General features: G+C 43.8%; 16 protein-coding genes. 13 read left to right on the top strand and 3 right to left on the bottom strand.

The window, feature by feature from the left end; translation table 11 throughout:
* Window positions 1-2: 2 nt before the first annotated feature.
* The 12 genes from CJD36_RS10100 (at window position 3) to CJD36_RS10045 (ending at window position 8,840) form a co-directional block, all read left to right on the top strand.
* Entirely contained in the window at window positions 3-1,187 is a 1,185-nt protein-coding gene (locus CJD36_RS10100; RefSeq protein WP_133162588.1) for a DUF2586 family protein, read from the top strand.
* Window positions 1,188-1,288: 101 nt separating this feature from the next.
* Window positions 1,289-1,675, top strand: coding sequence for a hypothetical protein (locus CJD36_RS10095; protein WP_105039006.1), 387 nt, complete (start codon window positions 1,289-1,291; stop codon window positions 1,673-1,675).
* Window positions 1,676-1,758: 83 nt separating this feature from the next.
* Entirely contained in the window at window positions 1,759-2,121 is a 363-nt protein-coding gene (locus tag CJD36_RS10090) for a hypothetical protein (protein ID WP_105039005.1), read from the top strand.
* Window positions 2,122-2,417: 296 nt separating this feature from the next.
* Complete coding sequence (locus CJD36_RS10085) at window positions 2,418-3,809, top strand: hypothetical protein (protein WP_133162587.1); 1,392 nt, start codon at window positions 2,418-2,420, stop codon at window positions 3,807-3,809.
* 2 nt (window positions 3,810-3,811) lie between these two features.
* Window positions 3,812-4,384 (top strand): DUF6046 domain-containing protein, encoded by a 573-nt coding sequence (locus CJD36_RS10080; RefSeq protein ID WP_105039003.1) that lies wholly within the window; start codon window positions 3,812-3,814, stop codon window positions 4,382-4,384.
* Between the two features lie 48 nt (window positions 4,385-4,432).
* Window positions 4,433-5,464: a hypothetical protein gene (locus CJD36_RS10075; RefSeq protein WP_105039002.1), complete on the top strand. Its 1,032-nt coding sequence runs from the start codon at window positions 4,433-4,435 to the stop codon at window positions 5,462-5,464.
* The gene (locus CJD36_RS10070) at window positions 5,464-6,012 is read left to right on the top strand and encodes a hypothetical protein (RefSeq protein WP_105039001.1); all 549 of its coding nucleotides are present in this window, start codon (window positions 5,464-5,466) and stop codon (window positions 6,010-6,012) included. Before CJD36_RS10075 ends, CJD36_RS10070 begins: the two co-directional genes overlap by 1 nt.
* 34 nt (window positions 6,013-6,046) lie before the next feature.
* The gene (locus CJD36_RS10065; protein ID WP_105039000.1) at window positions 6,047-6,346 is read left to right on the top strand and encodes a hypothetical protein; all 300 of its coding nucleotides are present in this window, start codon (window positions 6,047-6,049) and stop codon (window positions 6,344-6,346) included.
* A 16-nt stretch (window positions 6,347-6,362) separates the two neighbouring features.
* The gene (locus tag CJD36_RS10060; protein WP_105038999.1) at window positions 6,363-6,587 is read left to right on the top strand and encodes a hypothetical protein; all 225 of its coding nucleotides are present in this window, start codon (window positions 6,363-6,365) and stop codon (window positions 6,585-6,587) included.
* 38 nt (window positions 6,588-6,625) lie between these two features.
* Window positions 6,626-7,453 (top strand): nucleotidyltransferase, encoded by an 828-nt coding sequence (locus CJD36_RS10055; protein ID WP_105038998.1) that lies wholly within the window; start codon window positions 6,626-6,628, stop codon window positions 7,451-7,453.
* 20 nt (window positions 7,454-7,473) lie between these two features.
* Window positions 7,474-7,977 carry a hypothetical protein gene (locus tag CJD36_RS10050; protein WP_133162585.1) on the top strand — a complete coding sequence of 168 codons (504 nt, stop codon included), beginning with the start codon at window positions 7,474-7,476 and terminating at the stop codon, window positions 7,975-7,977.
* A gap of 41 nt (window positions 7,978-8,018) precedes the next feature.
* The gene (locus CJD36_RS10045) at window positions 8,019-8,840 is read left to right on the top strand and encodes a hypothetical protein (RefSeq protein ID WP_105038996.1); all 822 of its coding nucleotides are present in this window, start codon (window positions 8,019-8,021) and stop codon (window positions 8,838-8,840) included.
* On the opposite strand, the gene CJD36_RS10040 is transcribed toward CJD36_RS10045, so the two are convergent.
* The 3 genes from CJD36_RS10040 to CJD36_RS10030 all read right to left on the bottom strand — a co-directional run bounded on the left by CJD36_RS10040 (window position 8,837) and on the right by CJD36_RS10030 (window position 11,410).
* Window positions 8,837-9,379: a rod shape-determining protein MreD gene (locus CJD36_RS10040; protein WP_105038995.1), complete on the bottom strand. Its 543-nt coding sequence runs from the start codon at window positions 9,377-9,379 to the stop codon at window positions 8,837-8,839. The genes CJD36_RS10045 and CJD36_RS10040 overlap by 4 nt on opposite strands.
* Before the next feature lie 9 nt (window positions 9,380-9,388).
* Window positions 9,389-10,246 carry a rod shape-determining protein MreC gene (mreC, locus tag CJD36_RS10035; protein ID WP_105038994.1) on the bottom strand — a complete coding sequence of 286 codons (858 nt, stop codon included), beginning with the start codon at window positions 10,244-10,246 and terminating at the stop codon, window positions 9,389-9,391.
* Between the two features lie 132 nt (window positions 10,247-10,378).
* Entirely contained in the window at window positions 10,379-11,410 is a 1,032-nt protein-coding gene (locus CJD36_RS10030; RefSeq protein ID WP_205685585.1) for a rod shape-determining protein, read from the bottom strand.
* Window positions 11,411-11,945: 535 nt separating this feature from the next.
* Here CJD36_RS10030 and carB point away from each other — a divergent pair.
* Complete coding sequence (gene carB / locus CJD36_RS10025; protein ID WP_105038993.1) at window positions 11,946-14,789, top strand: carbamoyl-phosphate synthase large subunit; 2,844 nt, start codon at window positions 11,946-11,948, stop codon at window positions 14,787-14,789.
* The last annotated feature ends 17 nt before the right edge of the window (window positions 14,790-14,806 follow it).

Below are 14,806 nucleotides of genomic sequence, written 5' to 3'. Positions count from 1 at the left end.
AAATGGGAACAGTAAATTTAACCCTGGCCAATGGCCGGCTAGGATCGACCTTGCAAACAGATGACGGTGTAGCCGGTATGGTTTTAACCGGAACATCTGTTGGCAGTACGTATAGCATAGAAACACCAATACTTATAAAGAGTCTTGAAGACCTGACGGAGTATGGGATCACGATGGCCAATAATGCATTCGCATACAGGCAAGTAGCAGATTTTTATACAGAAGCCGGTGCCGGTGCATCGCTTTACCTTATGTTGACGAGAGCAGAAATGTCGAGCGTGGACATTGTGGAACCCCACAACACAGATGGTGTAAGAAAGTTGTTGGATTATGCGAGAGGACGCATAAAGCTGCTTGGTGTGATGACCAACGACACAGCCTATTCGCTTGCAACAACATTGACGATAGACACAACGAACACAATAAATGCCGACGAATATGCTGCCGCCCAGAAAATGGATGTACTGGCAAGAGAATATTTTGAGGGCCAACAGCCTTTCAGGGCAGTACTGGGCGGAACATCATATAACGGACATGCCGCCACTCTGGTAAACTTGACAGGTGAAACAACAAACAACAGAACAGCCATTCTTGTTGGGGATACAACATCGGGAGACTGTGCGTGTATAGGATTATTACTTGGGAGACTTTCGGTAATACCTGTGATGCGAAAAGTGAGCAGGGTAAGAACCGGTGCGCTCAGTAACAGGGCCGCATATATTGGATCGGCAACATTAGAAAGTGTTCATAATGATATTCCCGAGATAGCAGGAAAGGGATACATCACTTTCATCACCTACCCAAATGTGTCCGGTTACTTTTTCTCGGGCGATGATACCTGCAGTGCATTTACTGATGATTACCATTTCCTGGCCAGAGGCCGAGTAATTGATAAGGTACACACACTGGCCTACTCCATATTTGTGCAAGAGGTAGATGATGAAGTGCCTGTGAATGCTGATGGTACGCTTGATGCGGGATTTTGCAAATGGCTGAGTCAGCAAATAGAGAATCAGGTGAATAATACCATGACTGTAAACAGGGAGATAAGCAGCGTATCGTGCCTTATAGACCCCGCGCAGAATATACTGAGTACTAATCAGCTGAACGTGATACTGCGCATAGTACCTGTAGGGTATGCTACAAACGTAGAGATCAACCTTGGCTTTGATAATCCTGCGCTTTAGTGAATAGTGGTTAGTAGATAGAAGATAGTGCCGGAGGAGCCGGGTGCAATTGTTGAGCCACAAGTACAATCAATTTAATCGGTTTTAAACAACAAAATTTTATGGCAAGTATAACTTTTTTTGATAGCAAGGAATGTGAATGGGCAGATATGTCTGTGCTATTTGCAGGAGCGCCGCTGGTGAAGATACGTGGGCTGAAGTATAAGGCAGTAAAAGACAAGCAACTGCTGCATGGTGCCGGTGATCAGCCTATAAGCATACAGAGTGGCAATCGAACCTATGAAGGGCAGATCAAAGTGCTTAAGGGCGCATTAGACAGCATGAATGCCGCAGCGGTAGATTTTGGTGGGAATGACGTATTAGATATGCAGTTCGATATCATAGTCACTTACAAACCTCAGACAGGAAGGCCGTTACAGACAGATACCCTTAAGGGGGTACAAATAAAGGACTTTGAGAAAGGCTGGGAGCCAAGAATATGGACATAGCGCTGCCAATCATTTTTATGGGCTTAGTGTCTGCCTGATAGCATCTACAAATAAGATTTACAAGACAATTCAATTAACAGATCATGCAACAAAAATATTACGCCCCGCAGGGTGAATCAACAGGTGGTAAGCCGAGCATAGTGCTAACCGGTGAAGTAAGTGAACAGCAAGTAGCGGAATGGAAAGCCAAGTATAAATATGGCATTTATGCACTGGAGGTAGATGGACACATTGGGTACTTCAAAAATCCGGGTCGCAATGAGCTGAACTGCGCCATGAGTAAAGCAGATAGGGATAAGGCATTGGATGTATTTGAAGAACTGGCTACGCTAACCTTTATTGGTGGTAGTGAAGAACTATTAAAAGATGACCAGATGTTTATAGGCATAAGCCAGGAGCTTAAAGTAAAACTGGAAGGCAAAAAAGCTAGACTGGTAAACTTATAGAGGAGTCGCGTGGCGGCCCGGCACACGATTCCTTTGGCTACCTCGAAACAATGCTTGAATATTATCTTCCGGGCCTGGACCACCGCTCTCTGAGCGATGAAGCATTTGCACAAAAAATAGCACATCTGAATTATCTGCGTAGCGCATGCCAGACATAAAATGCACACATTTCAGCTCCTGTAAATCCTATCTACACTTATGTCTCTTTTAACGACATATTGTTGCAGTCCCACCCCTCAGTCTTGTTAAGCGCATACAACAAAAATATAGAAGTTGCCGTTGGGAACATATTGTGGTTGAATAGCGCAATAGTTACGTTGGCAAACAATATAGACAGACCCAATGCTTTGCAAAATATGCTGGCAGGCAGAAGTAACAATGAGCTTAATCGAGATAAGGACAACTTCAGCAGTTTTATTCACAATGGCATACAACAAGCAGATGAAAGCGCGGGGCAGACAGCCGGAAGGATAAAGAAGTACACAGAGGTAATTAAAACCGCCAGCGAAGGCGTAAAGACCATTTCAGAAGCGGGTAGTTCGATAGAGGGATTGGCGGGCTATATGGCGAAGTTAAAAGGCGTTGCCGGAACTATTGGTAGTATTGCAGGTGTGCTGGATGGAGTAGAAAAACTCGATGCGTCGAAGGATAATATCTCTAAGATAAAGTCAATAATAGAGATATTAGGGAGCGCAGCCACAGCGGGAGAAAATGCGAGTGTGATGGGACCCGCGGCAGCTGTTTTTGCTACAGGCACTTCACTGGCAGTGGGTTTATATGACTGGCAAAGACGCCAGATAAAAGACCCTTATGATGTGCCGCAGACAAACTTTGTGGATAAGGGTCTAAAATACGGTAATAATAGTTTAGCCGCCGTACACGCAACAAGAGACCATGCCAGCTATATCGCTTCATTAGCAAAGCAGAAAAGCCCAGAACAAATACAGAATGAAGCCATAAAACTTGCAGATGTATGGCTGGCTAAGGGAGGAGATATTCTCTTTAATGACGACATGGCTGCGAACAACCCTGCCTATAGTATAGGCCTGGCAATGGCACTCAATAGGAACAATGCTATGAGTAAGCCTGCGATAAATAAGGTTCTTTTTGATGATCCAGGAGAAGAGAAAGCCTTTAAAAAGAATTTCGATAGCATGGGCTTGTTCAGGACAGAATCGCTTCCATTGGTGCTAGATAAGTGGAGAGATCCGTATGGTATCGCGAATTTTAAAAAAGAGCGGTACGTATCCCGCAAGCAAATGAGGGAGCGATACGCCCCACGGAAGACCATGGGCAATATTACTCTTGATGACATACAGAATAAATACCTGACTGACCTGATACAAGGATATGAGCAATATGGCAATACCTATGTTACCAACGCAATAGCCATGATGGATAAACAGCACAGAAAAGATCCTTATTACCAAAAGAGTAAAGTAACTGTTCTTGAGCAATTTGACCGCGCCAAAAAAATCATTAACGAGGAATCGAAGCAGGCCCCGGGCGGGACATCTAATAACTATCAACAACGCGGCAATACAGGCAACACCATCAACTTCAATAAGGCCCTAATTGTGCACTTTACTATCAATGTAAAAGATAGCAAAGAAGGGATGAATGACTTTAAGCGAAAGGTGGAAGAGGTGCTGATAGAAATTTTACACAGCGTTAATACAATACACTAATTATGTCAGAATTATCTTTTGATCTGTCTCTGTTGTTTCAGCAGACATTTGGTTACAGATCGCAGGCATTCGAGCCGCAGTTTAGAGAGGTTAGCGGGAACAACCAGAAACTGCCAAGCACAACCCGGCATGGTGCACATGGTTCTGACTATTATGCTAATGATCTTATGGCAAACGAATACTATCTGCCGGTAAAGATATCTTTTAGCGATAGTGCCACAGAAAACGGTGATGCGCATGAATGGCAATTACCACACCCTGTTATTTCCATTACCAGTAAGAAGACTATAATAGAGACGCCGCTTACAGAAAGACGCGGGACCGTAAAGGAGCTGATCAATATTCAAGATTATGAAATCATCATTAAAGGGTTCATTATTGGGAGCAAGAATGAGTTCCCGGAACAAGAAGTGACAATGCTGCGCACGGTCTATGAACAAAATGCGGCACTATCAATAAAATGCCCTTTGACGGATATATTCTTGCTGAGACCAGATCGTAAGGGTAGTGACCAGGTAGATCAGAGAGTTGAAATTTCTTCCGGTTACGGGAGTAAAGAATGTGCGGCCATATGAACTACACATGATCAGCGATGAACCGTTTAACCTTATATTTATAACCTGATGTTTGTACTGAATAGCGATATTACTATTGATGGTTTTCACTTCAGAGGAGTGAATGAGGTTGTTATCAGCAGCAGCATGCATAGCATTACCGGCGCCGCGACCATAAAGATACCGGCACTGGCCAGGATCACGAAAGATGATAAGCGCAATACCGAGTCTGTTGTAACCGGGGAACAATTTAAAGATGGAGACGCTGTAATAATAAAGCTTGGCTATAACGGCACAATGACTACTGAGTTCAAGGGGTTTGTGAAGCGCAGGGATATGAACATGCCGCTGGAGATAGCCTGCGAAGGATACAGCTGGTTGCTTAGGAGAAACAAAGTGAACATCTCGAAAGCATCCGTATCAGCTAAAGATCTTTTAAGTGCTGCCATTGCAGGTATAGACAGTAAATATCCGATAGCGATACAATGCGAACTGGATTGCGAATTCAATAATGTACAAGTGAATGGAACCGGCCTTGATGTGATCAATAAGATAATTGAATATACTGATGGTGCCGCTACGTGTTTCTTTATAGAGCCTGATGTGCTTTGGTGCGGACTTGTAAAGACCCCTTACTCTAAGGGTACTGATAAGTTGAAAAGAGGGAAGGTACAGTACAGACTTGGGTACAATGTGTTTAAAAACAACACGCTGAAAAAGCGCACGACAGAAGACGATCCGGTTCAGGTTAAGTATAGCAAGAAGACAGCCACAGGAACGCAACAATCTCAGACATCGGATGTCTTTAAAAAGTTTGCCCGGAGTCATAGCAAAATACTCAACCAGATAAAAGAATCACCTGCGCTGAAGGAACTTGCGAACGAAAAAGCATATAGCATGAACTATGCCGGGTATGAAGGTGCTGTACAAACATTTTTAGTTCCTTTTGTTTCGCCAGGATTTGTAGCCGAGCTAACAGACAACACCCAGCCGGATAGAAATGGGCAATACCTGGTAGAGAGTGTGGAAACACACTTTGGTGTTGCAGGTGCAAGGCGAAAAGTAGAACTGGGTGTATTGGTAGGATTTGCAAACAAATAATGATGAACAAAAACACAGCTAAGATAAACGCAGGCATAAGGGCACTGACACACAAACCTTTTGAGATCATTAGTGGTAAAGTTGTGAGTGTGGATGCAGGGGCCGGCACAATGACTGTAAGACCCTCGGATGATGGAGAGCCCATAGAAGGCGTGCGGCTGATTGATATATCCGGTAGTACAGATGGCCTGATCGTTTATCCCGACACCGACAGCGATGTTGTTATTGGCAGCATAGATGGGCCAGGTGAATGGGCTTTGCTCTGCGCGAGTAAGATCACTAAGGCGTCGATAAAGATTGGCTCGGTGAATTATGAAATGACTGATGATAAGGTGACCATACAAAACAGCAATGTGGCGCTGGAAGTAACTAACACGGTATTTAAAATGAAGACCGCAAGTGAGAGTTTGTTTGACATATTGAAAGACCTGCTTACACACATTAGTGTACTTACCGTGCCCACCCCTTCAGGTCCAAGCAGCGTGCCTACAAACGTTGCTGATTTCACTGCATTGATCACAAGGTTAAGTAATCTACTTGCACACTAATTACATTCTATAAACCCTGTCAATTTTTTACAGCATGGCCAGGCAAATGATAGACATATGTCTTGACGATAGTGAAGACGTAACAATACAACATGGCGACTTTGTGGTTGATGAAAGTACCGCACAACATCAGCGCCAGTTGATACTCAATAACAAAGGCGACTTTAAACAGAACCCAACTATTGGTGTAGGGGTTTTCGAATACTATGACGATGAACACATGCGTGATCTGATACGCGCAGTGAGTATTGAATTCTCTCGTGATGGTATGGACGTACAAAGCATCAGGCTTGATGCAGATGGAGTTCTGAAGAGTAATGCCTTTTATAAATAATACTAACAACAGATCTATGCAGACAGCAATTGTAAAACCCAATCAATCATCACTGGATGTGGTATTGATGCATGCCGGAACCATGGAAGCGGCAATGGAAGTAATGGCAGCGAACGAAAGAAGCATTACTGCACCGTTGATTACGGGCGTTCAGTACCTGGTACCTGACACTAATACTTCAGACGCTGTCACACTGAATTATCTGCAACAGAATAAGATAGTGATCGGTACAAGAGGATAACAGTTCCGACAGAATTTCACCTTTAATATTTCTAAATTATGGCTCGCACCATAGCGCAAATACAACAATCGATAATTACCGCTAAGCTGATGGATCCAACACTAAGTGGGCTGACCAGTACAAGCAATACTGCTATATGGCTACTGTGGACCTATGTAGTAGCTGTTTGTCAGTGGGTGCTGGAGAACTACTTTGATGCACACAAAGCCGAGGTGGATCAGATCATTGCCACCCAGCGCGCACATACACTACAATGGTATGTAACTAAAGCAAGACAATTTCAATACGGTGTATTGCTGCCTTATGAAAGCGATAGTTATGTAACACCAACTATTGACCCTACTGTTGCCATTATCAGCTACGCTGCGGCGGTTGAATTGCCCAGCCTGGTGAGACTAAAGGTAGCTACGCTTAGTGGCGGGTCGCTGGCACCTTTGAGCGTGACTCAACTAACCGCTTTTACAGCATACATCCAACTCATAAAAGATGCCGGAGTGCGTATGCAGATAACCAGTGGTAACCCGGATGTGCTGAGGCTACAGCTGACCATTTACTATGATCCGCTTGTGCTGGATGCTACGGGAGCGCGCATAGATGGATCTAGCACATATCCGGTGAAAGATGCAGTGAAGCAATTTCTTAAGGCACTGCCATTTAACGGATTGTTTGTTATAAATAACCTTATTGCCGCATTGCAGGGAATTGAGGGAGTGGTGATAGGTGTTGTAGTATATGCAGCTGCTACCTATGCCGCGTTGCCCTACACACCGGTAACCGTGGAGTATGCACCTGATGCCGGCTACATGGTAGCTGACGAATCTTATCTGTTGGCCAATGCAACCTATATTTCTCACAGCCCTATCTGATAATATTAAGCACTATAACTATGTCCTACTTTGAAGTTGACTTCCCGGAACTGATCAGGCTATTGTTGCCTGTACGGTTGAGAAAGCCCATAATGATGCATTGGCTCAGGTGCCTGGTAACGCCGGTGCGTGAGTTGTATTACAAATTCACACAAAACCGCAATGCGAATATCTACACATTAACGCACAATGGGCAGGTAGTCTTTTTACAGGCGGTGCTCAACGACGTGTTTGACCCGGTAAACAGGGGTATACAGGTGGTAGATGACGTTATATTCGACCCACAGTATGTATTCCTTCCTTCAGAGCTGCATCCGCTTTATTTAGGCAAAATCGGAGAGCCGGTAACTGTTGCATATGCCAACCCATCCTGGTTGTATACCAGAACGGAAGTAAACTATAGCGGTTACCACTTTATTGTAAAGGTGCCTGTAGCTGTAGTATGGGATACTGATCGTATGAATGCGCTGATAGACAAGTATAGATTGCCATCGCGTAACAGGTATAATGTAGTAACATATTAAACGCACTTCATAATAATTCCAACAACCAATAAAAGAAATTTATGCGATCAATAAACTTCACGCATTCGGGTGGATTCCCGCTTACACAGGATGAGCTGGACCATATGCAAAAGGCATATACGGAGTGTATCAATATACTGGGCACACTGGGTGCAGGTTCTTCAACGCCAACCATCATTAGTGGTATGGCTATGACTACGGCCGGTAGTGCTGTAACTATTACCGATGGTTGGTTTTTCTACAACGGCACGATGATCAAATTTACCGGCAGCACCGTTACGCCCACCGGCACCAATGTACCGCTAGTCATTATAGCCAACAACACTACATCTTTAACTTATAATGATGGCAGTTCTTTTCCTGCAGTAAGTAATGTTACGGCCATGCTTAGTTCGGGCCCGGCTGTTACGTCTTCATCCCAATTTCCTTACAGTGTTGCGGTACCCTATCATACACAGTTTGGATTGAACGGAAGAGAAACAACATGGAATACGCTGCCGGTGGGTACGCTGGCTTCGCTTGGCGGCGTGTCGGGCACTATTTACTATAAGAAAAACTGGTTAACTAACACATTGACCATACAGGCACAGCTTACTGCTAATAATGCACAGAATTTTGCTGCGTCGCCGGCGAATTCATTGCTAGGGACTTTGCCAGCCGAATATGCACCCAACACGACAAACTATTTTCTCACCCATTATTATGCCTCAGCAATGTTTAAAGACGACCTAGGTGTTGCCTGGGTAAAACATATGTCTAGCGTGATAAATAATGTTGGTCAGATTTATGTAAATTTCATTAGGCCTGAAGCTACAGTTCCTGCTTATACTGTTGTGTTCAACGCAATCATTCCTCTTGACTAGGCCCTTGAAACATTCTGGCGGGTGAAGAGCAGGATGTATACAATGATGAACAACATAGAGGTGACAAATGATGCACCTACCTTCAGCATGAGGGAGCCAAAGCTCACGAACGACCAGGATTCAATGGTGAAGAATACCAGGTGATGAAGGATGATCAGGAATCCGCTGTATACCAGGAATGGCATCCAACCCATATTTTTAATTGATGGTTGCTGATTAATGTATTCAGAAAGATTACGTGGCATCAAGGCGTTCAGTACATTGGTACGCAGGTAAGCTATAAGCACCGTGGCGCAAGCATGCATGCCCGCAGTGGTCATAAATGAATCCACAGTAACGCCCAGAATGAAGCCAAGAATCAATAGCAGCCATACCGGGGTTTCAAAGGGCAGCAATAAAATGAAGAGGGGGTAGATGAACGGAATAAATAAAGCACCTGCCGGTTCTGTAAACCAATGCAGGGTAATACGCTGCAGTATGAATACCTGTAGTATTACAATAATGCAAAAGCGTAAGATGTTTTTTATGTAAACGTTCATTTTGTTCTGTTACTTTTTTACCGGTACTTCTTCCAGTTGTTTTCGCTCTGCATCCATAAGGTTCTCCAGTACATACACATACTGCAGGCTTCTGAAATTGGTAGCCGGCTTCAGGTATAATTGCTGCTTGCCGTTCTTTTTGTTGATCTCTATTACATTTACCGTTCCTATCAATACATCAGGTGGGAATGTGTTGCCAAAAGATGTTGTGAACACAGAATCGCCCTTTTTGATCTTTGCTTCAGGTGGCATATCCTTCATCAGGAAAACCTCAGGCCTTTCATTGTCCCATACTGTTGACTTAAATGTACCATCCTTCAGCTTGGCACTTACCTGCTGCTTGTTGCTGAGTATAGATAATATGCTGGCGAAATGCGCAGTGACGTATTCTACACGCCCTACAAGACCTGTACCGGAAATAACGCTCATGCCTTTCACAATGCCGTCTTTGGTTCCGCGGTTAATGGTAATGTAGTTGTTTACTCCGTCTACCGAGTTATTTATTACCCTGGCCGTGCGATATACATAGTCAGCATACTTCACTACATGGGTTGTGGTGTCTGATGTGGCTAGTTCTCTGCGCACCGGCATATCCTTAAGGGTATCTACCGTGCGGTATTGGTCTACTATTTTGCGCAGCCTCATGTTCTCGTTCAGCAGGCTATCATTCATTCTGCCAAGGCCAAAGTACTTGTCCATATCACTCTTCTTCTCATAGAGAATACCAACAGCCGTGTTAGCAGAACTCACTATCTCATCGCCCTGCAGATTGTGGGCATGCGAGATCAACACCAGGCACAATATCTCCAACCCTGCAAAGAGTATCAGGTTGAAGAAACGCCGTATGATGAGTATGAAATTGCGCACTTAAAAACTAAAAAAGTTAAAACTAAAAACTAAAAAGCGGTGTCGTCGTACAGGTTAGCTTAACAAACTGCTATAACAGCAGATGCCAGAACCTGAACTATTATAAAACAGCTCCGTAAAGGAGCTGTTCGTTTATTTCATCAGGAAAGGCATTCTCGCAATATTTTTCAGTGCCATGCCCGTTCCGCGAACTACAGCACGCAGCGGATCTTCTGCTACATGTACCGGCAACTTTATTTTATGCGAGATACGCTTGTCTAGTCCGCGCAGCAATGCACCGCCACCTGTAAGATACAGACCGCGACGATATATGTCTGCAGCAAGCTCAGGAGGCGTACTTTCCAATGCTTTTAATATCGCTTCTTCAACCTTGAATATTGACTTGTCCAAAGCTTCAGCTACTTCCTGGTAAGAAACCATTATTTGCTTAGGAATACCGGTAACCAAGTCACGTCCGTTCACCGCAATATCATCGGGCGGGTTGTCCAGTTCTTTCAATGCAGAGCCTACATGTATCTTTATCTGTTCTGCTGTGCGCTCTCCAATCATTAAACTATGATAGCGGCGCATAGCCTCCATAATATCTCCTGTAAACTCATCTCCCGCAATACGTATAGACTGATCGCAAACAATACCTGCCAATGCTATAACAGAGATACCTGTAGTACCACCACCAATATCAATGATCATGTTGCCGGTAGGCTCTTCTACATCTATCCCTATACCCAGTGCCGCTGCCATTGGCTCATGTATCATATACACTTCCTTAGCGCCTGCCTGTTCTGCAGAGTCACGTACAGCGCGTTTCTCCACTTCAGTAATGCTTGATGGTATGCAGATAACCATTCTCCAACTTGGTGGGAACATTGGTTTCTTAGGGTATACCATTTTGATCATTTCACGCAGCATACCTTCAGCCGCATTAAAGTCTGCAATTACACCGTCTTTTAACGGGCGAATGGTTTTAAGATTTTCGTGCGTCTTTTCATGCATCATCATTGCCTTCTTACCTACGGCAACAATTTTATTTGTTGTGCGGTCTATGGCTACTATAGATGGTTCGTCTACTACTACCTGATCGTTATGTATTATTAGTGTATTGGCTGTGCCAAGATCTATCGCAATTTCCTGAGTAAGAAATTTAAAGAAGCCCAAAAAGCTCATTATGTGTATTTTTATAATAATCGCAAAAGTGCGAAAAAGTATGTTTCCTGCGGCTAAATTTAGCCGATCGCAGCAAAATTATGCAAATAATACCACCTGAAAGGGAATTTATTAGGTATCTGCATAAAAATGCAATTATTTTTTTTAATGACACAGATTTAATTTTCTAATAAAAACAAATTGCCATTCGAATGGGCGCTTTTGCATGGCTATAAAACAGCCGGAGCATAAAACATGTTGCATTTTACCAATATGCAATTTGTTGTAAAAAGTCTGTTCGTATTCGCCTCATGTCGGTATTTTGTATGCCAACTGCTCTAATTGCATTTTTTGAGCGGTCGAATGCCCTGTTTTCCGCAAAAATCGATTACTTTTGCCGCCGGGGCGGATAGCCCTGTTTTTGTATGCGCACCAATTATAGATTCAAAATTCAAAATTTCGTATACCTCACCTTAAGCTGAGGTCAATGTCGATTTTGGATGGCGATGATAGGATTTGTGTTTTTATCAGTTTTCCGAAATTTTGAATTTTTTATATGCCTCGCGACCTCTCCATTAAAAGTGTATTAATTATCGGTTCTGGTCCTATTATTATAGGACAAGCTTGTGAATTTGACTATTCAGGTTCTCAGGCCGCCCGCAGTCTTCGGGAAGAAGGGATAAAAGTTATCCTTATCAATTCCAATCCGGCTACTATCATGACCGACCCTATAATGGCGGACAAGGTTTATTTACTACCTCTTACTGTAGAAAGCCTGGAGCAGATACTGGAAGAGAACCAGATAGATGCCGTATTACCAACTATGGGTGGACAAACAGCGCTTAACCTGGCTAAGGAAGGTGAAGAACTGGGTATATGGGAGAAGCATAATGTGCGGTTGATAGGTGTAGATATTAAAGCGATAGATAAAGCAGAAGACCGGGAATTATTCAGAAAATGGATGATACAGCTGGGTGTACCTGTGGCAGAAGCAAGAACTGCCAATTCACTGCTGGAAGGTAAAGAATTTGCACAACAGATAGGTTTACCAATAGTTATCAGGCCATCATTTACGCTTGGCGGCTCAGGTGGAGGTATCGTATATCATAAAGAAGAGCTGGATGGTGCGCTGGACAGGGGATTGACCGCATCGCCGATGCATGAGGTATTGGTGGAAAGGGCTATGATGGGCTGGAAAGAATTCGAGCTGGAGTTACTAAGGGATATGAATGATAACGTAGTGATCATTTGTACTGTTGAGAACTTTGACCCTATGGGTATTCACACTGGCGATAGTATTACCGTAGCACCCGCAATGACGCTAAGCGACACCGCTTACCAGCTGATGCGCAATACCGCCATTATGATGATGCGCGACCTGGGTAATTTTGCCGGTGGGTGTAATGTTCAGTTCGCATTGAATCCTGAGACTGAAGAAATAATTGCCATTGAAATTAATCCGAGGGTAAGTCGTTCATCAGCGCTTGCATCAAAGGCTACAGGCTACCCTATTGCCAAGATAGCGGCTAAGCTGTCTATAGGTTACAACCTGGATGAACTGAAGAACCAGATCACCCAAACCACATCGGCTTACTTTGAACCTGCACTCGACTACGTGATCGTAAAAATGCCCCGTTGGAATTTTGATAAATTCAAGGGAGCTGATGATACCCTAGGCCTGCAGATGAAATCGGTTGGAGAAGTAATGGCCATTGGCCGTACATTCCCCGAGGCATTGCAGAAGGCCTGCCAGAGCCTTGAGAATAATGCTACCGGTCTGTCTTATATAAGTCAGCAGCGCCTGAGGCCGGAAGAAATAATAGATACATTAAAGCGCCCTACGTGGGATCGCATTTTCAGAATCAAAGAAGCAATTGCAGCCGGCGTATCTATAAAGACGATTAGAGAGCTTACACAGATAGATCGTTGGTTCCTCTACCAGATCCAGGATCTGGTAAATTTTGAAGTAAAAATTAAAGCTGTAAAGCACATTGAAAAGCTGACCTACGAATTACTGTTTGAAGCCAAGAAGCTGGGCTTCAGCGATGACCAGATAGCTGAGCTACTGAAAGACAGCACGGGTGAAGAGGTATACGAGTACAGGAAGACAATGGGTATAAGAAGGGTATACAAAATGGTAGATACCTGCAGCGCGGAGTTTGAAGCAAAAACCCCGTACTTCTACAGCACATTTGAACACAACCCAATTGCCGGCACTGTAAAAAGTAACGAAAGCAACCTTACTGATAAGAAGAAGATCATCGTTCTGGGTTCTGGTCCTAATCGAATAGGTCAGGGTATAGAATTTGACTATTGCTGTACACACGGACTGTTGGCAATAAAGGATTGTGGATTTGAAGCCATAATGGTGAATTGCAACCCTGAAACAGTATCAACTGATTTCGATATTGCAGATAAGCTATACTTTGAGCCTGTGTATTGGGAGCACTTGTGGGAGATAATAGAGCATGAACAACCAGATGGTGTGATAGTACAGCTGGGTGGACAAACAGCATTGAAGCTGGCCCGCCGACTGAGTGAAAAGGGTGTGAAAATAATAGGCACCTCTTTTGACGACATGGACATTGCAGAAGATCGTGGCCGATTCAGCGATATGCTGAAAGAGTTGGGTATTCCTTATCCAAATTATGGTACGGCTTACACTACCGATGAGGCTATTGAAGTGGCCAAAGAAGTAGGTTACCCTGTGTTGGTTCGCCCGAGTTATGTACTGGGTGGACAGAGAATGCGTATAGTTATTAATGATGAAGAACTGGAGCGCGGTGTAGTAAGCCTGTTGAAGCACTTGCCCGGCAATAAGATATTGATCGACCATTTCCTTGATCGTTGCCAGGAAGCGGAAGTAGATGCCATATGCGATGGTGAAGACGTGCACATTATGGGAATGATGGAGCACATAGAACCGGCAGGTATTCATAGTGGAGATAGCCATGCATTGTTGCCGGTGTTTAACCTCGGCCCATTGATCGTAGATGAGATGGCAGACATTGCTAAGAAAATAGCACTGAAGCTGAATATAAAAGGACTGATCAATATACAGTATGCCATAAAAGATGGTAAAGTGTTTGTGATAGAGGCTAATCCGCGTGCCAGCCGTACGACTCCATTTATAGCTAAGGCATATAACATACCTTACCTTAATGTGGCCACCAAGGTAATGATGGGAGAAGCTAAATTGAAAGACTTTACATTTGAGCATAATCTTGAGGGTTTTGCAGTAAAAGAGCCGGTATTCAGCTTTAATAAGTTCCCTAATGTGAACAAGGAGCTGGGCCCGGAAATGAAGAGCACGGGAGAAGCAATAAGATTTATAAAAAACCTGCGTGACCCATGGTTCAGGCAGTTATACAAAGAGCGCAGTATGCACTTGAGTAAGTAATTACTGTTTTGTAGAAA

The organism is Flavipsychrobacter stenotrophus (genome assembly GCF_002954265.1).
Lineage (GTDB): Bacteria > Bacteroidota > Bacteroidia > Chitinophagales > Chitinophagaceae > Flavipsychrobacter > Flavipsychrobacter stenotrophus.
The sequence above is the reverse complement of the archived record's forward strand: the minus strand, read 5'-3'. Positions and strand labels throughout refer to the sequence as shown.